Origin of the sequence: Massilia aerilata (genome assembly GCF_042656905.1) — a bacterium.
GTDB classification, from domain to species: Bacteria; Pseudomonadota; Gammaproteobacteria; order Burkholderiales; family Burkholderiaceae_D; genus Telluria; species Telluria aerilata.
The window spans coordinates 1-18,810 of sequence record NZ_JBHSMZ010000001.1; the positions used below are offsets into that span (position 1 = coordinate 1).

General features: G+C 67.9%; 16 protein-coding genes. 10 read left to right on the forward strand and 6 right to left on the reverse strand.

From position 1 onward, the window contains the following. Positions 1–43 precede the first annotated feature (43 nt). Positions 44–1,312, reverse strand: a complete 1,269-nt coding sequence (locus ACFPO9_RS00005; RefSeq protein WP_379765157.1) for a PAS domain S-box protein — start codon at positions 1,310–1,312, stop codon at positions 44–46. A gap of 250 nt (positions 1,313–1,562) precedes the next feature. On the opposite strand from ACFPO9_RS00005, the gene ACFPO9_RS00010 reads away from it, so the two are divergent. After that, positions 1,563–1,721, forward strand: coding sequence for a hypothetical protein (locus ACFPO9_RS00010; RefSeq protein WP_379765159.1), 159 nt, complete (start codon positions 1,563–1,565; stop codon positions 1,719–1,721). A gap of 92 nt (positions 1,722–1,813) precedes the next feature. Beyond that, the gene (locus ACFPO9_RS00015; RefSeq protein WP_379765161.1) at positions 1,814–2,140 is read left to right on the forward strand and encodes a hypothetical protein; all 327 of its coding nucleotides are present in this window, start codon (positions 1,814–1,816) and stop codon (positions 2,138–2,140) included. 39 nt (positions 2,141–2,179) lie between these two features. Here ACFPO9_RS00015 and ACFPO9_RS00020 read toward each other — a convergent pair whose 3' ends face one another. After that, positions 2,180–2,617 carry a carboxymuconolactone decarboxylase family protein gene (locus tag ACFPO9_RS00020; protein WP_379765163.1) on the reverse strand — a complete coding sequence of 146 codons (438 nt, stop codon included), beginning with the start codon at positions 2,615–2,617 and terminating at the stop codon, positions 2,180–2,182. A gap of 110 nt (positions 2,618–2,727) precedes the next feature. On the opposite strand from ACFPO9_RS00020, the gene sigJ reads away from it, so the two are divergent. Continuing rightward, positions 2,728–3,624 (forward strand): RNA polymerase sigma factor SigJ, encoded by an 897-nt coding sequence (sigJ, locus tag ACFPO9_RS00025; protein WP_379765165.1) that lies wholly within the window; start codon positions 2,728–2,730, stop codon positions 3,622–3,624. Here the strand turns inward: sigJ and ACFPO9_RS00030 are convergent. Genes ACFPO9_RS00030 through ACFPO9_RS00040 form a run of 3 tightly spaced genes read right to left on the reverse strand, consistent with a single transcriptional unit; the run spans position 3,612 to position 9,227 of the window. Then, complete coding sequence (locus ACFPO9_RS00030; protein WP_379765168.1) at positions 3,612–4,586, reverse strand: LacI family DNA-binding transcriptional regulator; 975 nt, start codon at positions 4,584–4,586, stop codon at positions 3,612–3,614. The two genes, sigJ and ACFPO9_RS00030, sit on opposite strands and share 13 nt — an antisense overlap. Position 4,587: 1 nt before the next feature. Continuing rightward, positions 4,588–6,891 carry a GH92 family glycosyl hydrolase gene (locus ACFPO9_RS00035; RefSeq protein ID WP_379765171.1) on the reverse strand — a complete coding sequence of 768 codons (2,304 nt, stop codon included), beginning with the start codon at positions 6,889–6,891 and terminating at the stop codon, positions 4,588–4,590. Then, entirely contained in the window at positions 6,888–9,227 is a 2,340-nt protein-coding gene (locus ACFPO9_RS00040; RefSeq protein ID WP_379765174.1) for a GH92 family glycosyl hydrolase, read from the reverse strand. Before ACFPO9_RS00040 ends, ACFPO9_RS00035 begins: the two co-directional genes overlap by 4 nt. 197 nt (positions 9,228–9,424) lie before the next feature. Between ACFPO9_RS00040 and ACFPO9_RS00045 the strand changes: the two genes are divergently transcribed. The 7 genes from ACFPO9_RS00045 (at position 9,425) to ACFPO9_RS00075 (ending at position 17,691) form a co-directional block, all read left to right on the forward strand. Next, complete coding sequence (locus tag ACFPO9_RS00045) at positions 9,425–9,913, forward strand: GNAT family N-acetyltransferase (RefSeq protein ID WP_379765177.1); 489 nt, start codon at positions 9,425–9,427, stop codon at positions 9,911–9,913. 185 nt (positions 9,914–10,098) lie between these two features. Then, positions 10,099–10,533 carry a type IV pilin protein gene (locus tag ACFPO9_RS00050; protein ID WP_379765179.1) on the forward strand — a complete coding sequence of 145 codons (435 nt, stop codon included), beginning with the start codon at positions 10,099–10,101 and terminating at the stop codon, positions 10,531–10,533. Beyond that, positions 10,521–11,159, forward strand: coding sequence for a pilus assembly FimT family protein (locus tag ACFPO9_RS00055; RefSeq protein WP_379765182.1), 639 nt, complete (start codon positions 10,521–10,523; stop codon positions 11,157–11,159). The genes ACFPO9_RS00050 and ACFPO9_RS00055 overlap by 13 nt, the downstream gene beginning before the upstream one ends. Continuing rightward, the gene (locus ACFPO9_RS00060; protein ID WP_379765185.1) at positions 11,156–11,593 is read left to right on the forward strand and encodes a type IV pilus modification PilV family protein; all 438 of its coding nucleotides are present in this window, start codon (positions 11,156–11,158) and stop codon (positions 11,591–11,593) included. The genes ACFPO9_RS00055 and ACFPO9_RS00060 overlap by 4 nt, the downstream gene beginning before the upstream one ends. Positions 11,594–11,601: 8 nt before the next feature. After that, a complete protein-coding gene (locus ACFPO9_RS00065; protein ID WP_379765188.1) occupies positions 11,602–12,798 on the forward strand; it encodes a PilW family protein in 1,197 nt (398 codons plus the stop codon). Continuing rightward, on the forward strand, positions 12,795–13,415 hold the full coding sequence (locus ACFPO9_RS00070; protein ID WP_379765191.1) for a pilus assembly PilX family protein: 621 nt from the start codon (positions 12,795–12,797) through the stop codon (positions 13,413–13,415). The genes ACFPO9_RS00065 and ACFPO9_RS00070 overlap by 4 nt, the downstream gene beginning before the upstream one ends. 13 nt (positions 13,416–13,428) lie before the next feature. Beyond that, on the forward strand, positions 13,429–17,691 hold the full coding sequence (locus ACFPO9_RS00075) for a pilus assembly protein (RefSeq protein WP_379765194.1): 4,263 nt from the start codon (positions 13,429–13,431) through the stop codon (positions 17,689–17,691). A 17-nt stretch (positions 17,692–17,708) separates the two neighbouring features. Here ACFPO9_RS00075 and ACFPO9_RS00080 read toward each other — a convergent pair whose 3' ends face one another. Further along, positions 17,709–18,734: a DUF3108 domain-containing protein gene (locus ACFPO9_RS00080; protein WP_379765197.1), complete on the reverse strand. Its 1,026-nt coding sequence runs from the start codon at positions 18,732–18,734 to the stop codon at positions 17,709–17,711. Positions 18,735–18,810 lie beyond the last annotated feature (76 nt).

An 18,810-nucleotide genomic window follows, 5' to 3' on the forward strand; every position in this document is an offset into this window, starting at 1 on the left:
TGCAATGATCATAAAAGGTGTTACCTATGTCTCTAGACAAGTGTTACCTATGTCCCTGTGCTGAACAGGTATCGGTGCCCATCCATTTGACGATCTGGCCGGCGCCGTCGCGCACCGGCAGGGCGCGCGCCAGGATCCAGCGGTATTCGCCGCTGCGGTGGCGCAGCCGGTAAGTCATTTCGTAGGGTTCGCCGCGCGCCACGCTGCGGTTCCAGATCTCGCGGCCGGCCAGGCGGTCGTCCGGGTGCAGCACCGCCTCGGCCCAGGCCGTGCCCTCGGCCTCGTCCGGCGCCAGGCCGACGAATTCATGGAACTGGTCGTTGTGGTAATCGATGCTGCCGTCGGGCAGGGCGGTCCAGACCATCTGCGGCATCGCATTGGTGATGGTGCGGAAGCGCTCCTGGCTGGCCAGCAGCTCGTCCTCGAACTGCTTGCGCTCGGTGACGTCGCGGGTCGTGCCGGCCACCGCTTCGACTTCGCCGTCCAGCCCCAGCACCGGCACGAAGATGTAGTCGTAGATGCGGCGGCCGAAGGTGCCGTTGAAAGGCACCTCGCCGCGGATGGCCCGCCTGGTGGCCTTGACCTGCTCGATCTCGCGGCCGTGCATCTCGGCGTGCCAGGCCGGGTAGCCGAGTTCGAGGCAGTTCTTGCCGATCGCTTCATCCCACGATTTGCCCCACATCTGCAGCAGCACGGCGTTGGCGTAGACGAAGCGGTGGTCGAGTCCGAACACGTAGACCAGGTCCGGCGTGGACGACAGGACGGCCTCGTACAGGCGGTGCCGGCGCCCGGTGTCGGCTTCGCGCAGGTGGCGCTGCACGACCAGCGCGGCCAGGTCGGCGAAATAGGCGATGTCGTCGGCCAGGGCCGGGGCCGGCGCGCAGGGAGCGCGGTGATAGAAGGCCAGGGTGCCGATCACGCCGTCGCCGGGCGCATGCAGCGGATAGGACCAGCAGGCCTGGACGCCGTGCGCCGCCGCCAGCGGCAGCCAGGGCGCCATGCGCGGCTCGGCCGCGATATCCTCGACGATCACGGCCTGGCGCAGATGGGCGGCGCGGCCGCAGGCGGCTTCCCTGGCGCCGACCGGCACCCGCGCCAGCGCGGCGGCGAGCGCGCCGTCCATGCCGATCGAGGCCGCCAGTTCGAGCTCGGCGCCACCGCGTTCGGCCACGTAGATGGTGGCCATGGTCGCGTCGCCGGTCAGCCGGCAGGCCGCCTGAAGCAGGCTGGCCAGCAGGTCGTCGAAAGGGGCGCCGCGCGCGGCGAGCGACAGGACGTCTTTCAAATTCTCCAGGTTCAAGCGTTCCTGCATGTTCCCCATCGTGCCTTTGCCTCTGGTCGCATGGGCCACCTGTGCAATAGATAAAAGGAAAACATTTTATCCCTTAGCCAGCCTGGACGGCGCGCGCCCGGACAAAGCCTGCAGGAAAGAGCCGTTGCGGACGGGCGACACCGGAGCATGCGCCAAAACAATAGATCTGGATATGCTGAAGCATTCGTGTCGTGGGTTTAAGCGCGGGCGTATTATCATTTCGTAATTCAATGCACATGAAAGGACTGTCATGAACCACGATAAAGGCGTCCGCCTCTCACGTTTGTCGCAGCAGAAGCAGCGCGCCCGCCGTGTCCGTATCGGCGTGGTACTGGTGCTGTGCGCCCTGCCGGTGGCGATGGCCCTGGCTAAAACCGGCCTGAACCTGGTCCAGACCGCGCCGCTCTGAGCGGCCATCCGCGCCGGCGCGACTTTTCTTCCGAACCGTACTATGATGTCAAGACAACACATCATCCGTCCAGGAAAGAAGGAGACCACGCCATGCGCGCTTTGAACAATCACGACGATGCCCGAAACCAGGGCGGCCTTGCCAGAAGCCTGGGCCGGGTCTTGCTGGGCACGGGCGCGATCCTGACGATCCCGCTGGTGGCCATGCGTTTTACCCGCGAAGTGAACTGGGGCGTGTTCGATTTCCTCGTCGCCGGCATCTTGCTGGCCGGCATCGGCAGCCTCTACGTCCTGCTCACCCGCAAGCTGCGCACTGCAACCCAGCGCCGCGCCATCGGCGGCGGCCTGCTGCTGACCCTCCTGCTGACCTGGGCCGAGCTGGCCGTCGGCATCTTCGGCAGCCCGATCGCAGGCAGCTGAGCGGGCAGCTGAGCGGACAGCCCAGCGGCCCGGTCCTCCTTACGCCGCCGGCTGCAGGCCGAAACCCACCGCCAGCCGGTTCCAGCTGTTGATGGCCGAGATGGCCAGGCCCAGGTCGACCATCTCGCGCTCGCTGAAATGCTCCTTCAAGGCCGCATAATCCGCGTCCAGCGCCGGCTGCCCGGACAGGCGCGTCAGCGCTTCCGTCCACGCCAGCGCCGCGCGCTCGCGCGGGCTGAAGAAGGGCGTCTCGCGCCACACGGCCACCGCGTACAGGCGGCGTTCGGACTCGCCGGCCGCGCGCGCATCCCTGGCGTGCATGTCGACGCAGTAGCCGCAGCCGTTGATTTGGGAGGCGCGCAGCTTGACCAGTTCGAGCAGGCTGTGTTCGAGACCGGATTCGCGCACATAGTTTTCGACGCCCAGCAGGGCTTTGTAGGCGGCGGGCGAGGCTTTGGCAAAATCGAGGCGTTGCATGGTGTGCTCCTTCAGTTTGGTTGGCTTACCATGCCTAGTCGAATGAATACGCCGTTTTGTGACAGCCCGCACCGCTGTCACAAAACGCGGCCCGGCCTCGTCTAATCTTCATGGACACACAAACCGACATTTTCCAGGCCCTGCGCCCGCGCCTGTTCGGCATCGCCTACCGCATGCTGGGCGTGCGCGCCGACGCCGAGGACATCGTGCAGGAAGCCTGGCTGCGCTGGCAGCAGGGCGGCGGCCTCGAGGCCCGCATCCCCGAGGCCTGGCTGGTGACCGTGGTGACGCGCCTGAGCATTGACCGCCTGCGCAGCGCCATGGTCGAGCGCGAGCGCTACGTCGGCCCCTGGCTGCCGGAGCCGCTGATCGACGAGGCGGCGCCGGCGCCCGAGGCGGCGCTGGAAGCGGCAGGCGACATCTCGACCGCTTTCCTGCTGATGCTGGAACGGCTCGGCCCCGAGGAGCGCGCCGTGTTCCTGCTGCACCAGGTGTTCGAATTCGAGTACGGCGAAGTGGCGGCGATGGTCGGCAAGACCGAGGCGGCCTGCCGCAAGATCCTGCAGCGCGCGCGCGAGCGGGTGCGCGCCGGGCGCCCGCGCTTCGAGGTCGGCCGCGAGCAGCACCTGGCGCTGCTGGCCAGGTTCATCGAGGCTTCGCGTTCGGGGGTGCCGGCGCGCGTGCAGGAACTCTTGACGGCGGACGCCACTTATATGGGCGATGGCGGCGGCAAGGCCAAGACCACGGTGCGGGCGGTGCTGGGCGCGGACCGGGTGGCGCGCCTGGTGGTCGGCATCGAACGCAAGTGGACCGGACGCGGCCACCACGAAATGATCGAGGTGAACGGCGGCCCCGGCCTGCTGACCTGGCGCGACGGGCTGCCGGACTCGGTCACCTCGCTGGACGTGCGCGAGGGCCGCATCGCCGCCATCTACGTGGTGCGCAATCCGGACAAGCTCGCGCAGTTGCACCAACTGGCCGGCCGGCGCGGCGCTCAGTCGTCGTAGCTGCTCTCGCGCACGATCAGCTGCACCGGCAGGGTGGATTCGGCGGTCTGCTTTTCGAGCAGGAGTTCGACCCCCGCGGCGCCCAGCGCTTCCTTGTCGATGGCGATGCTGGACAGCGGCGGGATGGCCTGGGCGGCGGCGCTGATGTCGTCGAAGCCGACGATGGCGATGTCGGACGGCACCTTCAGGCCGGCGTCAAGGCAGGTCTGCATGGCCGTCAGCGCGGTGCTGTCGTTGTAGCAGAACAGCGCGTCCGGGCGCGGGTTCAGGGCCAGCAGGCGCCGGGTCGCCGCAACCACGCCCTCGGCCGGGTCGCCGCTGGCCGGGATGTGGACTTCCAGTTCCGGATCCGCCAGCATGCGCGCATCGAACAGGGCCTTGCGGTAGCCGCGCGCGCGCTGGTGGATGCTGAAGTGGGCCAGCGAGCCGGAGATCATGGCGATGCGGCGCCGGCCGGTGCGGATCAGGTGGCGCGTGGCCAGGTAGCCGCCCAGGTGATGGTCCGGATTGATCGAGCTGAAGCCCGGCAGGTGCATGTCGACCAGCACCAGCGGCTTGCCGCTGTCGCGCAGCACGGCCACCAGCTCGGGCTCGAAATAGCCGGCGCACAGGATGGCGTCCGGCTGCTGGGCGCGCAGCAGCTCGGCCACCGGCTCGGCCGGGTTCACCACGTAGAAGGACAGCGCCACGCCGGCGCGCCGGCAGGCCTGTTCCGCGCCCTGCAGCACCGGCGAATAAAAGGGGCTGGACGACAGGGTCTTGTGCTGCTGGTGCAGCAGGAAGGCGATGCGGCGGATCGCGCCCAGGCGCAGGCGGCCGAAGTCGTAGCCCAGCTCGCGCGCGGTGGAGAGGATGCGCGCGCGGGTCGGTTCGCCCAGCCCCGGCTGGTTCTTCAGCGCGCGCGACACCGTGCCGATCGAGCAGTTGGCGGCGCGCGCGAGGTCGCGGATCGTGACCGTCATTTCATTGCTTCTCCTCCGCGGCGGTCGAGAAGGAGTAGGGCGCGTCTTCTTCCTTCGTGCCGCGGGTCTGGTTGGGCTTGTCCGACATGCTGAAGTCCAGCTTCGCGCCACGCATCAGTTCCGCATGGCTCACCCAGTTGCGCTCCACCTTCTTGCCGTCGATGCGCAGCGCGTCCACGTAGCGCCGCGCATCGCTGTTGCCAGGGGCTTTGATGCTGACCTGGCGGCCGTTCTCGAGGTGCAGCACGGCTTCCGGGAACAGCGGCGCGCCCAGCGCGTATTGCGGGCGGCTCGGCGTGACCGGGTAGAAGCCCAGGCTGGAGAACACGTACCAGGCCGAGGTCTGGCCATTGTCCTCGTCGCCGCAATAGCCGTCCGGGGTGGCGCGGTACAGGCGGTTCATCACCTCGCGCGCCCAGTACTGGGTCTTCCAGGGCGCGCCGGCATAGTCGTACAGGTAGATCATGTGCTGGATCGGCTGGTTGCCGTGGGCGTACTGGCCCATGCCGGCGATCTGCATCTCGCGGATTTCGTGGATCACCTGCCCATAGTAGCTGTCGTCGAACACCGGCGGCAAGCTCCATACCGCGTCCAGCTTGCCGACGAAGGCCTTGCGGCCGCCCATCAGCTGGACCAGGCCGGCCACGTCGTGGAACACCGACCAGGTGTAATGCCAGCTGTTCCCCTCGGTGAAGGCGTCGCCCCACTTGAAGGGGTTGAAGGGCGCCTGGAAGCTGCCGTCGCGGTTCTTCCCGCGCATCAGGCCCGTCTCCGGGTCGAACAGCTTGCGGTAGTTGCGGGCGCGCTCCGCGTAGATGGCGATTTCCGACTGCGGCTTGCCGAGCGCCTTGCCGAGCTGGTAGATGGCGAAGTCGTCGTACGCGTATTCGAGCGTGCGGGCGGCGTTCTCCTTGATGCCGGCGTCGTAGGGCACGTAGCCGAGGCGATTGTAGTCCTCGACACCGGCGCGGCCCACGGCTTCCATCGGCCCGGCGTTGTTGGCGCCATGGACCAGGGCCTGCCACAGGGTCTCGATGTCGTAGCCGCGCAGGCCCTTCAGCCAGGCTTCCGCCACCACCGAGGCCGAGTTGTTGCCGACCATGACGTTGGCGTAACCGGGACTGGACCATTCGGGCAGCCAGCCGCCTTCCTTGAAGTCGTTGGCCAGGCCTTCCTGCATTTCCTTGTTCACCGACGGGTACATCAGGTTGAGGAAGGGATAGAGGGCGCGGAAGGTGTCCCAGAAGCCGGTGCCGGCGAACATGCGGCCCGCCATGACCTTGCCGTTGTAGGGGCTCCAGTGGATTGGCTGGCCGGCGGCGTCCAGTTCGTAGATCTTGTTCGGGAACTGCACCATGCGGTAAAGGCTGGAATAAAAGGTGCGCTGCTGGTCGATGCTGCCGCCTTTCACTTCGACTTTGCCCAGCACCTCGTTCCAGCGTTTCGCCGCCTTGGCGCGGGTGGCGTCGAAGTCGTCATTGCCGATTTCGCGCGCCAGGTTGCGCTCGGCCTGCTCCAGGCTGATGAAGGAAGAGGCCACGCGCGCGCCGACCTTCTCGCCGTCGCGGGTCGCGAAACCGACGATGGCGCCGGCGTGCTGCACTTCCGCCTCCTGCGCATCGGCGATCAGCTTGTCGCCGTCCCACACCTCGGCGGAGCTGAAAGGCTTGTCGAACTGGATCACGAACCAATTGCGGAAGCCCGGCATCGGCTTGCCCGCGTGGCGGGTCGAGTAGCCGACGATCTTGCGCTCGGCCGGGATCAGTTTGACGAAGGAACCCTTGTCGAGGGCGTCGATCACGACCCAGGCCTGGTCCGTCTTCGGGAAGGTGAAGCGGAACTGGGCCGCGCGCTCGGTCGGCGTCAGTTCGGCGGTGACGTCGCTGTCGGCCAGGTAGACGCGGTAGTAGTCCGGCTTGGCCAGCTCCGCCTTGTGCGAGAACCAGCTGGCGCGATCGTCCTGGGTGAAGCGCTTCTTGCCGGTCAGGGGCATGATGGCGAACTGGCCGTAGTCGTTCATCCAGGGCGAGGGCTGGTGGGTCTGCTTGAAGCCGCGGATGCGGTCGGCGTCATAGGTGTAGGCCCAGCCGTTGCCCATCTTGCCGGTCTGCGGGGTCCAGTAGTTCATGCCCCAGGGGATGCCGACCGAGGGGTAGGTATTCCCGTTCGAGAGCTCCGGCTTGCTGGCCGTGCCCATCAGCGGATTGACGTAATCCAGCGGCGCATGGTCGAGCGGCGCGGCGTGGGCGGCAAGGGCGGCAAGGCCGGCAAGGCCGAAGGCGGCGGTGAAGACGAGTCGTTTCATTGGTAGGCCGTTTGCGTGTAGGGACGGGCGCTCTTCGCCTTGCCCCAGTTGGTGTCGGGCGTTGCCTGCATGGTGAACACGAGTTCACCGCCCGCCAGGATGTCTTCGTGGCGCAGGTAGCTGCGCGCCAAAGGCTTGCCGTTGAGCGTGACGCTGCCGACATAGCCGTTGGCGTCAAGCAGGTTCACCGCGCGCACCGTGAAGCGCTTGCCGTTCGGGAGATTCAGCGTGGCGCGTTCGACGAAGGGGCGGCCGATCACGTACTCGTTGGTCCCCGGGGCCACCGGATAGAAGCCCATCGCGGTGAAGGCCAGCCAGGCCGAGGTCTGGCCCAGGTCGTCGTTGCCGGCCAGGCCGTCCGGCGCGTCCTTGTACTGGCTGGCGACGATCTGCGCCAGGCGGCCCTGGGTCTTCCACGGCGCGCCGGCGTAGTTGTACAGGTAGGCCACGTGGTGCGAAGGCTCGTTGCCGTGGGCGTAGTGGCCGATCAGGCCCGAGATGTCTTCCATGTGGGCGTAGACGTTGGCGTCGATCTTCGCATCGAAGACCTGGTCGATCTTGTTTACCAGGCCGGCGTCGCCGCCCAGGAATCTCACCAGGCCCGCGTTATCGTGCGGCATATACCAGGAATACTGCCAGGCGCTGCCTTCCGTATAGTCGCTGCCGAAGTTCGACTGCACCGGGTTGAAGGGCGTGCGGAACTCGCCGCTCGACTTGCGTGCGCGGACGAAGCCGGTCTTGGGGTCGAACACGTTGCGCCAGTTCTGCGCGCGCTTGTAATAACGCGCGGCCACGTCCTGCTTGCCCATCTTCTCGGCCATGCGCGCGATGGTCCAGTCGTCGAAGGCATACTCGACGGTCTTGGAGGCCGCTTCCGGTTCCAGGTCGATCGGCACGTAGCCGTACTTCATGTAGTGCTGCAGGCCGCCGTAAGGGCCGTACTCGGCGCTGGCCGTCATCGCGGCGAGAGCCTGCTCGGGTTCGAAGCCGCGGATGCCCTTCATGTAGGCGTCGGCGATCACCGGCACCGCGTGGTAGCCGATCATGCACCAGGTCTCCAGCCCGGCAAACTGCCACACCGGCAGGATGCCGTAGGGGCTGGCCTGCTGCGAGGCGATCAGCGAGCGCACGAAGTCGGCGTTGCGCTGCTCCGGCTGGATCAGGGTCAGCAGCGGGTGCAGGGCGCGATAGGTGTCCCACAGCGAGAAGGTCGAGTGGAAGCGGAAGCCCTCGGCCTGGTGCACCTGGTTGTCGGGGCCGCGGTACTTGCCGTCGCGGTCCATGAACAGGCTGGGCGCCAGCAGGCTGTGATACAGGCTGGTGTAGACCATGCGCTTCATCGGCGCGGGGGCATCGACGTCGACCGCGCCCAGCGCCTGTTCCCAGGCCTCGTGCGCGCGCTTGCGCTCGGCGTCGAAGTCCCAGCCCGGCATCTCGTCCAGGTTGGCCAGGGCGCCTTCTTCGCTGACGGCGGACACCGCCACCTTGACCAGTAGCGGCGTGTCGCCCATCTGTCCGAAGTCGAGCGCGGCTTCGAGCGCCTTGCCCTCGACCAGCACTTTTTCAGCGGGATTCTTGCCGGGCGAGGCGAAGCCGCGGTATTCGACGCCTTCCTCGCGGTTCATCAGCTGGTGGCCGTGGAGCGGCTTCGAGAAACGGATCGCGAAATAGAGCTGGCGGCCGGGCGCCCAGCCGCGCGTTTCGCGCATGCCGGTGATGGTGTCCTGGCCGCGCAGGCGCAGGCGCGACCACAGATTCTTGCCGCTCCAGTCGTAGATGCTGCTTCTCAGGTCGAGCACCACGCGGGCCTCCGCACCGGGCTTGAAGCGGTAGCGGTGCAGGCCCACGCGCTCGCTGGCGGTCAGTTCGACGTCGACTTCGTTGTCGAGCAGCTTGACCGCGTAGTAGCCCGGCTCCGCCTGCTCGTCCTTGTGCGAAAAGCGCGAGCGGTAGCCGCTGAAAGGGCGTTCCGGGTAGCCCGGTTCGAGTTTCAGTTCGCCGCTGGTGGGCATCAGCAGCACGTCGCCGAGGTCGGAATGGCCGGCGCCGGAAAAATGGGTGTGCGAGAAGCCGAGGATGGAATCGTCCTCGTAGCGGTAGCCGGCGGCCCAGGGGTAGCTCTGCTTGAAATGCCGGACCTGGGTGTCGGGGCTCAGCTGGATCATGCCGAAGGGGCGGGTGGCCCCGGGGAAGGTGTGGCCATCGCCCCCGGTGCCGACGAAGACATTGACTTCGGCGGTTCTGGCGCCCGGCGCGGCCTGCTGCGCCTGAGCGATGCCGGCGCACAGCAGGCCCGCGGCCAGGCAGAGGGCCGTCAGATGTTTTTGTTTACCCATGGTGTCTCCTTGGTGTAATTCAGGAAACATAGCCTGAAACTTATCAAGCAGCAATAGCGCTTCGGTCCAGCCTGCGCTGTTTATAGTGTTTACTAAACAAAATCGCAGCTGCATGGAAGTGGCCGCCGCAGGACTGATGAGTGGCATAATGCCGCCCCATGTCCAGTCGCCCGCCAGCCCACGCCACGATCCGCACCATGCGCGAAGCCGACCTGCACGCCGTCCTCGCGGTGCAGGCCGCATGCTATCCGCCGGCGATGCGGGAAGCGGCCGGGGTGGTGCTGGCGCGCCTGCGCACGGCCCCCGGCACGGTGCTGGTCGCCTGCGACGCGGAGGGCGTGTGCGCCTACCTGTTCGCCTATCACTCCCGGCTCGGCGCGGTGACGCCGCTGGGCGCCGGGTTCGACGCCGCGCCGGATGCCGATACCCTGTACCTCCACGACCTCGCGGTGGCGCCGCGCGCGCTCGGCCAGGGGCTGGCGCGCCGGCTCGTCGCCTCGCTGCTGGAGGCAAACGCGGCGCTGCCCTGGGCCGCACTGGTCGCGGTGCAGGATTCGCGCCGCTTCTGGGAAGGCCAGGGCTTTGCTGTACGGGAGGCCGGGGAAGGGGGCGCGCGCCGGCTGGCCACTTACCCCGGCGGCGCGATCTACATGGCGCGCGGCGCGGACCGGCCGGCGCCGCGATGACCGAAAGACATCACCCAATATTCGAACGACATTACCCAATAATCGATCGACATCGTTTCGGCCGCCCCGGCTGTTTCGGGGGCCGCATTGGCCCCGGATTTCGTTGTTTTTTGTCGGCTTCCAAGCCCAAAATCCATTGGCTTAGGCTAATATTGTCGTTGGGCAAGTATTTTTCGGGATTCCATATGTCGAGCTTCAAGCGAACCACCGTGCGGGAGCGCGGCTTTACCCTGATCGAACTGATGATCGTGGTGGCCATCCTCGGTATCCTGGGCGCCGTCGCCATTCCCGCCTACGGCAATTATGTGATGCGCGCGCGCCTGGCGGATGCGTATTCCGGCCTCGGCAGCGTGCAGACCGCCGCCGAGGAATACTGGTCGAACAACCGGACCTATGCCGGCTTCGACCGCCTGCCGGCCGCCAGCGCCAATTTCTCCTACACCCTCACCAGCGGTACCGCTTCGGCCTATGTCGTCACGGCGGCGGGCAGGGGCGCGGCGCTGGGCTTTTCGTTCACGATCGACCAGAACGGCGCCCGCACGACGCCGCGCGCGCCCACCGGCTGGACCACCAGCACCAGCTGCTGGATCGACCGCAAGGATGGCCGGTGCGTGCAGTAATGCCGCCACCGCCGCGCGCCGGCGGATTCACCCTGGTCGAGGCCACCGTGGTGGTCGCGATCCTCGCCGTCCTCGCCAGCGCCGGCATCCCCAGCATGTCGGCCTGGCTGCTGGGCCGCAAGGCGAGCGCCGCCGCCGGCTACTACGCCGACGGCTTCGCCTTCGCGCGCAGCCAGGCGATCGGCCACAACAGCGCAAGCCGGCTGGTGCTGGACGATAACGCCGCCAGCGGCCAGCAGCAATGGCGTGTCGACCTCTGCTATCCCTCCACCGACGACGCCTGCGACGACGACAGCACCGGCTGGTCCACCGCCGCCGCGGCGGCCGCCGGCGACCCGCGCGGCGCCCTGGGCGACAAGTCGGTCGTACGCAGCGCCAACGGCCTGCCGTCGGCGCGTTCCGTGTCGCTGCTGGTCGGGCCGTCCGGCGCCAACGCCGTGTACTTCACCGCGCTCGGCTGGGTCGACACCCGCATCTCGCCGCAGATTTCCCGCATCACCCTGTCGCCCACGGACGACCGCGCCGGCGCCTTTGCCCCGGTCGCGGTGTCGCTGACCCTGGCCGGCGTGGCCATGCGCTGCAATCCGGCAGCGGTGGCGCCCGACCGCCGCAGGTGCCCGCGATGACGCCGGCCCGCCGTCTACGCCGCCGCGCGCAGCAGGGCTTCGCGCTGGTCGAGGCCCTGGTCGCGGTGGCGCTGCTGGCCATCGGCCTGATCGGCATGCTGGGCCTGCAGGCGCGCTCGGTTTCGGCGCTGGAGGATTCCGCCATGCGCACCGAAGCCACGCTGGCCGCGGAAAGCCTGCTCGGCATCATGGCCACCGACCAGGCCAACCTGGCCGCCTACGCGGTGGCCGAGGGCGCCGCGCCGGGGGCCCAGCTGAAGCCCTGGCACGACGCCACCAAGGCCCGTATTCCGAGCGCCACGATCGGCGTGACCGTCACCCCCGGGGCCGCGGCTGCAGGCACCCGCGTCGACATCAGGATCGCCTGGACCCGCAAGGCGGGCGCCGCGAACCAGCACCGTGTCACTTCCTACATTGCGGGCAGCAAGACATGACAGGCCGTATGCGCTCACCTGAACAGGGATTCTCGCTGGTCGAGCTGATGGTCAGCATCGTCATCGGCATGCTGGCGCTGGTGTTCGCGCTGCGCCTGATGAGCGGCTCCGAACGCACCCAGCGCAATGGCGTGGGCAGCTCGGACGCCATGCAGAACGGGATGCTGGCGCTGTTTTCCATGAGCGGCGACGCGGCCCAGGCCGGATATGGCTTGAACGATCCGATCATCGCCGGTTGCGACACCGTGTTCAGCGACGCCAGGCACTATGCGCTGGCGTCGGTGACTGTCGGCGGCGTGACGCTCAATCCGCTGGCGCCGGTGATCATCGAAAAGGAAGTGGGCGGGGCGAGCGCCGCACCTGCCACCGACGGCGAGAATCCGGACCGCGTCAATTTCTATGCCGGCAGTTCGATCACCGGCACCGGCACCATGCGCCTGCTGTCGGCCTACACCGCCGGCACCCGCATCGTGGTCGACCGCGTGCCCTACGGCTTCCGCCAGGGCGACGTGATCGTGGTCGCGCCCGAGCAGCTGGGCGGCAAGTGCGCGCTGGCCCAGATCTCGTCCGATCCGGACGCGCTGGCGGCGCTCCCGGCCCAGCAGTCGGTGGACGTGGTGCAGAACAGCGCTTACCGCTACAACAGCGGCGCCCTCGGCGCCAGCTTCGGCGCCGGGGTCTCGCGCGTGTTCAACCTCGGCCCGGCAAGATCGCTGTCCTTCCATACCTGGTCGGTCGCGAACGGCTTCCTGCAGCTGCGCTCGACCGACATGGACGGCGCCGCGGAGAATCCCGCCGCGGTGGCCGGCGACATCGTCTCGATCAAGGCGCAGTACGGCTTCGACAACCGCGTGGGCGCCAACTTCACGCCGGACGCCGGCATGCAGGTCAAGGTCTGGTCGTCCACCATGATCAATGCCGATGGCGACGGCGTGACCGGCGGCGCCGGCGACACCCTGCGCATCGCGGCGGTGCGCCTGGCCGTGGTCGCGCGCAGCCGCACGCCGGATGCGGCGCCCGCGGGCGGCAACTGCACCGCCACCACCGCGCCGCTGACGGTGTTCGCCGGCGGCAGCGCCGGCGCGGCCGCGGTCCCGGTCAAGGTCAAGCTCGGCGTCCCCGGCGATACGGTCGACTGGCGCTGCTACCGTTACCGGGTGTTCGAGACCATCGTCCCGCTGCGTAACTTCGTCTGGAGGCCATGATGAACAAGCCGCCGAAACAGCCGGCCTCGCGCATCCGCCGCCGCGCGCGCGAGCAGGGCGTCGCCCTGCCGGTCATGCTGATCATCCTGGCGGTCATGCTGGTCGGCAGCGTCTACCTGCTGAAGTCCAGCCACTCGACCGCGCTGGCGACCGGCAACCTGGCGTATGACGCCACCCTCAACCGCGCCGCCGACCTCGGCCTGCACCAGGGATTCCAGTGGCTGAGCAGCACCGCCGCCGCCAACAAGGCCGCGCTCGACGCCGACGACCCGGACGACGGCTACCACGCCTCGCTGAGTACCAAGGTCACCCCGCATGACGACGGGTTCTGGGACGACGCGAAAACCATCACGGACGCCGGCGGCAACAGCATCCAGTACGTCGTGCACCGGCTGTGCGCGCGCGATGGCCGTTACGACATCAAGGACAACCGTTGCGTGCAGACCTCGTCGGTGCGCGGCAGCCTCGGCAACGCCGTGGCGCTGGGCGAGAGCCTGGCATCGGACGCGCCCAGCTTCGACGGCGCGCCGCAACTCCATTATGTGATCGCCTCGCGCATCAACGGGCCGCGGGGTGCCAACGTGATCAACCAGATGATCGTGCTGATCGGTGTGTAAGTTTGGGTCTCCCATGAAAAAACTCCTCGCTTTCTTCTTCCTGGTCCTGCTTGGCGCCGGCGCCGGCGCGGCCCCGACCAGCATCGCCCAGCTGCCGCTGCTGAACATCACCGGCAGCGGCAACGTCAAGCCCAACCTGATGCTCCTGTACGATAACTCGGGTTCGATGGCCTCGATGTTCACGCCGGACTTCGTGGACGACTCGACGAGCTGCCGCAACAACACCACGCTGGCCAACGGCAGGACCGCCTGCAAGCCGGGCCATCCGCCCTTCAACAGCGCCGATTTCAATCGCCAGTACTACGACCCGAAGGTGCAGTACACGCCGCCGGTCGACGCCCAGGGCAATGCGTATGCGTCGATGACGAAGACGCAGACGACGTCCTGGACCATTGTTCCAACCGACGGCTTCGGCATCAACAAGACCAATCTGCTCGGACAGAGCGAGAGCAACACCAATCTCACCAGCGACTTCCCCGAGATCGGCTGGTGCAAGTCGGGTACGACGACCTGCATCTACGGCAACCCGACCTACGCCTATCCGGACGGCACCTACAAGAGTTCCAGCAATTACACCGGCACGGCGCCTTACTACTACACCATCAACGTTGCCGAATACTGCAAGGAAGCGAGCCTCGTCACGTGCAAGACCGTCTCGGTCGGCACGCCGCCGCCGGCCGGCTACCCGTTCCCTGCCAAGGTGCGCTTCTGTAACAGTACCGCACTGACGGACTGCCAGGCGAAGTACGTCGGCAGCTACATCTACCCGCGTTTTTCCAGCGCCACCAGCACCGTCACCGCCGCCTACGGCACCGTCACCATTGGCGCATCGGACACGAGCAACGACCTGGTGATCAACAAGATCACGGTGACCGAATCCGGGGGCACCGTGACCATCACCGGCGGCGCGGTGACCGCGGTCGGCGGCACCACGACCCTGTCCAAGCAGGGTGCGCTGGCCAACTCGCTGGCGGCTTCGATCGTCGGCAAGACCGGCCTGTCCAGGCAATACTTGGCCTGCGTGCGCAGCCCGACCAGCAGCGATGTGCCGGCCTGCTCGGCCTACGGCATCAACCTGCCCACCAACAACGTGATCGCCATCGTGCCGATCGTGTGCCCGGCCGGGGCCGACAAGACCAGCGCCGACTGCACGGTGGTGGCCGACGGTAGCCGCAATGGCTGGGCGGTGAACGTCGACGCCCAGGTCAAGTCGACCGGCAAGAAAACCACCGACGTCATCCCGTCCACCACCACCGCCCTCGGCGCCGGCGCCCCGGTGTTCGTGCGCACCGACATCGTGTCGACCAATACCAGCTATCCGAAGGCGCCGGCCCGCACCGACTGCGCCGGCGCGACCTGCACCTACGACGAAGAGATGACCAACTTCGCCAACTGGTACGCCTATTACAAGACGCGCAACCAGATGATGAAGACGGCGGTCGGCCAGGCCTTCCAGGCCCTGAATGGCAACTACAACGTCGGCATCGTCTCGCTGTCGAGCGCCGCGGCCGAGTCGTCCAGCGGATTCACCTATCCCGCCGAGTTTTCCGGCACCAACCGCAGCGCCTGGTACACCGCGCTGTACAAGATGAACGGCTCGAACTCGACGCCGCTGCGCCTGGCCCTGAACGCGATCGGCAAGATGTACGCCAACCAGGGCAACATGAAACGCGCGGCGGGCTCGGAAGTGATCCAGTATCCCTGCCAGCAGAACTTCGCCTTCGTCACCACCGACGGCTACTGGAACGGTGGCGCTGCGAGCAACGTCGCCAACAACGACAACAAGGAAAACCTGCCGCGCTTCTGCAGCAAACGCCTGGGTTGCGTCGACACCCGCGCCCAGACCGATGCCTCGCTGGCCGACGTGGCCCTGCACTGGTACAACGGCGGCAGCAGCACCGGCACCACCTCGCTGCGCACCGACATCGACCCGATGACCAAGGACGGCGTGGTGCCGGCCGCCGCGGGCGACAACCAGCACCTGCACATGAACACCTATGCCCTTGGCCTGGGCGTGGACGGGGTCATGACCTTCGACCCGAAGTACGACACCGGCGCGACCGAGGGATCGGATTTCTACAAGCTGGTCACCGGCGTCACCACCGGCTGCCCCTGGAACAACAAGGGCGCCTACGTGTGGCCGGATCCGGACACCGGCAACGACAGCGGCAGCGCGGCCCTGCAGGAGCGCGTCGACGACCTCTGGCACGCGGCCATCAACGGCCACGGCAAATACTTCAGCGCGTCCGATCCGACCCAGGTGGTGGACGGCTTGTCGAAGGCCCTGGCCAACATCGAGGTGCACGTCGGCGCCGCCGCCGCATCCGCGACCTCGACCCCCAACATCACGCTCGAGGACAACGACATTTTCTCCGCGACCTTCACCACCGTGAAATGGTTCGGCGTGCTCACCGACCGCAAGCTGGACCCGGTCAGCGGCGAAGTGATCAAGACCATCACCTGGCACTCCAGCAATACCCTCGGCGCCAAGGTGGCGGCTGCCACCGACACCCGCAAGCTCAAGATGCTGGACGTCGACAACGGCGGCCTCAAGGAGTTCTTGTACGCCAACCTGAACGCCACCGAAAAGGCCTGGTTCGACAACAAGTGCGGCGCCCTGGCCCAATGCACCAACCTGTCGGCCGCCGACCGCCTGATCGTCAACAACGGCAGCAATATCGTCGACTGGCTGCGTGGCCGCCAGCAGTACGCGGACGATACCCGCCTGCGCGCCTACACGCTGTCCAGCACCAAGGACGACGGCGTGACCCAGGTGCTGCCGATCGTCCTCGGCGACATCGCCGCGTCCAAGCCGGCCTACCAGCGCGATCCGCGCAAGAACTACACGGCCGCCGGCTATGCGGACTTCAAGGTCGCCAAGGCCGGCCGCACGCCGGCGGTGTTCGTGGCCGCCAACGACGGCATGCTGCACGCCTTCGATGCCGCCAACGGCAACGAGCTGTGGGGCTACCTGCCGCGCGCCACCATGAAGAAGCTGCACCTTCAGGCCAGCACGACCTACAGCACCAACCACCAGTTCAGCACCGACGGCTCGCCCGAGATCTCGGACGTCAAGATCGGCACCGAATGGCGCTCGGTGCTGGTGGCGGGGCTGAACGCCGGCGGCCGCGGCTACTATGCGATCGACGTGACCAACCCGGCCACGCCGGTCGCCCTGTGGGAGCTGTGCGCCGACGCCAGCGTCTGCAGCGGCAGCAGCTACGATGCCGACATCGGCCTGTCCTTCGGCAACCCGCAGTTCGGCACCTGGAAGGATGCGTCCGGCGTCGAGCACTGGGTCGTGTTCCTGACCTCCGGCTACAACAACATCCCGGGCACCGGCTTCGGCGGCGACGGCAAGGGCTACCTGTACGTGGTCGATGTCGCCAGCGGCCGTGTGCTGAGCAAGAAGAGCACGGGCGTGGGCAGCACCACCACGCCTTCGGGCCTGGCCAAGATCACGGCCATTACCAACAATCCGCTCAGCGATCCGCTGGTGACCTATGTGTATGGCGGCGACAACCAGGGCAAGATGTGGCGCTTCGACTTCACCACCCAGGGCGACCCGACGGTGGTGCAGATGGGCGACGCCGGCACCGCCCAGCCGGTGACCAGCCGGCCGGAAGTGACGATGTGCCAGGTCTCGAACACCGACAAGCTGGGCGTCACGACCGTCAGCGCGCAGAAGATCGTCATTTTCGGCACCGGGCGCCTGCTCGACCTGCCGGACATCGACGACACCTCCACCCAGAGCGTCTACGTGCTGAAGGACAGCAATACCGGCATCGGCGCGGCCAGCTGGCGCAATCCGCTCTCGATGGACAAGCAGACCCTGGCCCACCCGGCCAACACCTCGGTGTACACGATCAGCGGCCCGGCCGTCAGCCTGGGTCCCAAGGCCGGCTGGTTCTTCGACCTCGACCAGAACGCCGGCGAGCGCGTCAACCTCGATCCGAAAGTGGCGGCCGGCACCCTGACCGTGGTGTCGAACATGCCTTCGTCCTCGTCCTCCTGCAAGGTCGGCGGCAGCAGCAATGTGTACCAGCTGAACGTCTGCACGGGAATGCCGGTGAACAGCCAGCAGGGCGTCGGCGCGATCGCCGGGTCCACGCTGTCGGGTAATTCGGCGGCGGTCGGCTTCATCATCGTCCGCCTGCCTTCGGGCGCCCTGAAGATGGTCACCACCACCGCCGACGGCAACACCATCACCTCCAGCGTGGCGCGCGCCACCGACGTCGAGGCGCACCGCGCCGGCTGGCGCCGCGTGCGCGACTAAGCCGCGCAGGAACGCCCTTAACGCTCGACGCGGGTGAGGACCTGCGTCGACACCGAGCCGTCCGCCGCGGTCAGGCGCAGCTGCACCGGCAGCCAGTCCTGGGACGGCGCCAGCCACAGTTCGAGGCGCGCCTGGCCGGGCGCCGCCGCCTGCGCCAGATGCCAGGCCGGCAGGGTGCCGATGCCGGTGGCGACGTCTTCCTGCCCCAGCACCTGGTACTGGCTGATAACCACCGCGGCGGCATCGGCCACGGCGATCCGGATCACGTCCTGCATCTGCTCGGTGCTGGCGCGGCCGATCGCGGCCAGCTGCACCAGCACCGAAGCGCGGTCCTGCATGCCGATCACGGCCTGCGCGCTGGCGCCGCCGGCCGCGAACCGTACTTCTCCCGTCTCTGGATCGAAGCTGGTGCGCAGCGCCCGGTCGCCCTGGGTTTCGCTGGCCTGCAGCGGCACGATGCCGGCGTCGCCGCCCATGCCGCGGCTGGACAGGCGGCCTGCCAGGCCGTCGATGTCGAGCGTGTAGCTGGCGCCGTCGCTGCGCCAGTCGAGGTAGGCCGGCCTGTCCGGCGCCGGCCGTCCCTGCAGCAGCAGCTCGTAGCGCAGGCGCGCCGAGGGGGGCAGGGAGACCCGGTAGCGGCCCGGCATCTGCACCAGCAGGCGCGCACCGGGGACTGGCTGGGCAGTGGCAGGGGCGCTTGCGGTATTCGACCCTGGCATGGCTGGCGCCGGCGGCGCGGCCTGGCGCGGGCGGGCAGGGGGCGCCGCTGGTCTCACGGGCGCGGCGGCGGGCGCCGGCGCGGGCCGCGTGGCTTGCTGTCCGGGTTCGGGTTCCGGTGCGCGCTGCGTGGCGGCGGCGCTGCCGTGCGCGTGCGGCGCCAGGCCCACCAGGCGCAGCGCCAGCGGCGCCGGCGCCATGGGCGGCGCCAGCGGGCCGGGCTGGCGCTGCGCAGCCAGTTCCAGCAAGGCGCCATGCAGCGCCACCGACACCGCGCACAGGACGAGGAGACGGCGGTTGCGCGACAGGAAAGCGGTGGACTTCATCCCGCTAGTGTACCGCCTGGCGCCGCCGCCGCCCATCCGTGCGCCCCGGCCGCCGCCGGCGAGCGATCATGCATCC

Bases quoted from the DNA above. Each gene is read 5' to 3' on its own strand.
- ACFPO9_RS00010 (WP_379765159.1), top strand. From the start codon at position 1,563: ATGAACCACGATAAAGGCGTCCGCCTCTCACGTTTGTCGCAGCAGAAG.
- ACFPO9_RS00030 (WP_379765168.1), bottom strand. From the start codon at position 4,586: ATGACGGTCACGATCCGCGACCTCGCGCGCGCCGCCAACTGCTCGATC.
- ACFPO9_RS00040 (WP_379765174.1), bottom strand. From the start codon at position 9,227: ATGGGTAAACAAAAACATCTGACGGCCCTCTGCCTGGCCGCGGGCCTG.
- ACFPO9_RS00070 (WP_379765191.1), top strand. From the start codon at position 12,795: ATGATGAACAAGCCGCCGAAACAGCCGGCCTCGCGCATCCGCCGCCGC.
- ACFPO9_RS00035 (WP_379765171.1), bottom strand. From the start codon at position 6,891: ATGAAACGACTCGTCTTCACCGCCGCCTTCGGCCTTGCCGGCCTTGCC.
- ACFPO9_RS00005 (WP_379765157.1), bottom strand. From the start codon at position 1,312: ATGCAGGAACGCTTGAACCTGGAGAATTTGAAAGACGTCCTGTCGCTC.
- ACFPO9_RS00045 (WP_379765177.1), top strand. From the start codon at position 9,425: ATGCGCGAAGCCGACCTGCACGCCGTCCTCGCGGTGCAGGCCGCATGC.
- ACFPO9_RS00080 (WP_379765197.1), bottom strand. From the start codon at position 18,734: ATGAAGTCCACCGCTTTCCTGTCGCGCAACCGCCGTCTCCTCGTCCTG.
- ACFPO9_RS00060 (WP_379765185.1), top strand. From the start codon at position 11,156: ATGACGCCGGCCCGCCGTCTACGCCGCCGCGCGCAGCAGGGCTTCGCG.
- ACFPO9_RS00065 (WP_379765188.1), top strand. From the start codon at position 11,602: ATGCGCTCACCTGAACAGGGATTCTCGCTGGTCGAGCTGATGGTCAGC.
- ACFPO9_RS00050 (WP_379765179.1), top strand. From the start codon at position 10,099: ATGTCGAGCTTCAAGCGAACCACCGTGCGGGAGCGCGGCTTTACCCTG.
- ACFPO9_RS00075 (WP_379765194.1), top strand. From the start codon at position 13,429: ATGAAAAAACTCCTCGCTTTCTTCTTCCTGGTCCTGCTTGGCGCCGGC.
- ACFPO9_RS00020 (WP_379765163.1), bottom strand. From the start codon at position 2,617: ATGCAACGCCTCGATTTTGCCAAAGCCTCGCCCGCCGCCTACAAAGCC.
- sigJ (WP_379765165.1), top strand. From the start codon at position 2,728: ATGGACACACAAACCGACATTTTCCAGGCCCTGCGCCCGCGCCTGTTC.
- ACFPO9_RS00015 (WP_379765161.1), top strand. From the start codon at position 1,814: ATGCGCGCTTTGAACAATCACGACGATGCCCGAAACCAGGGCGGCCTT.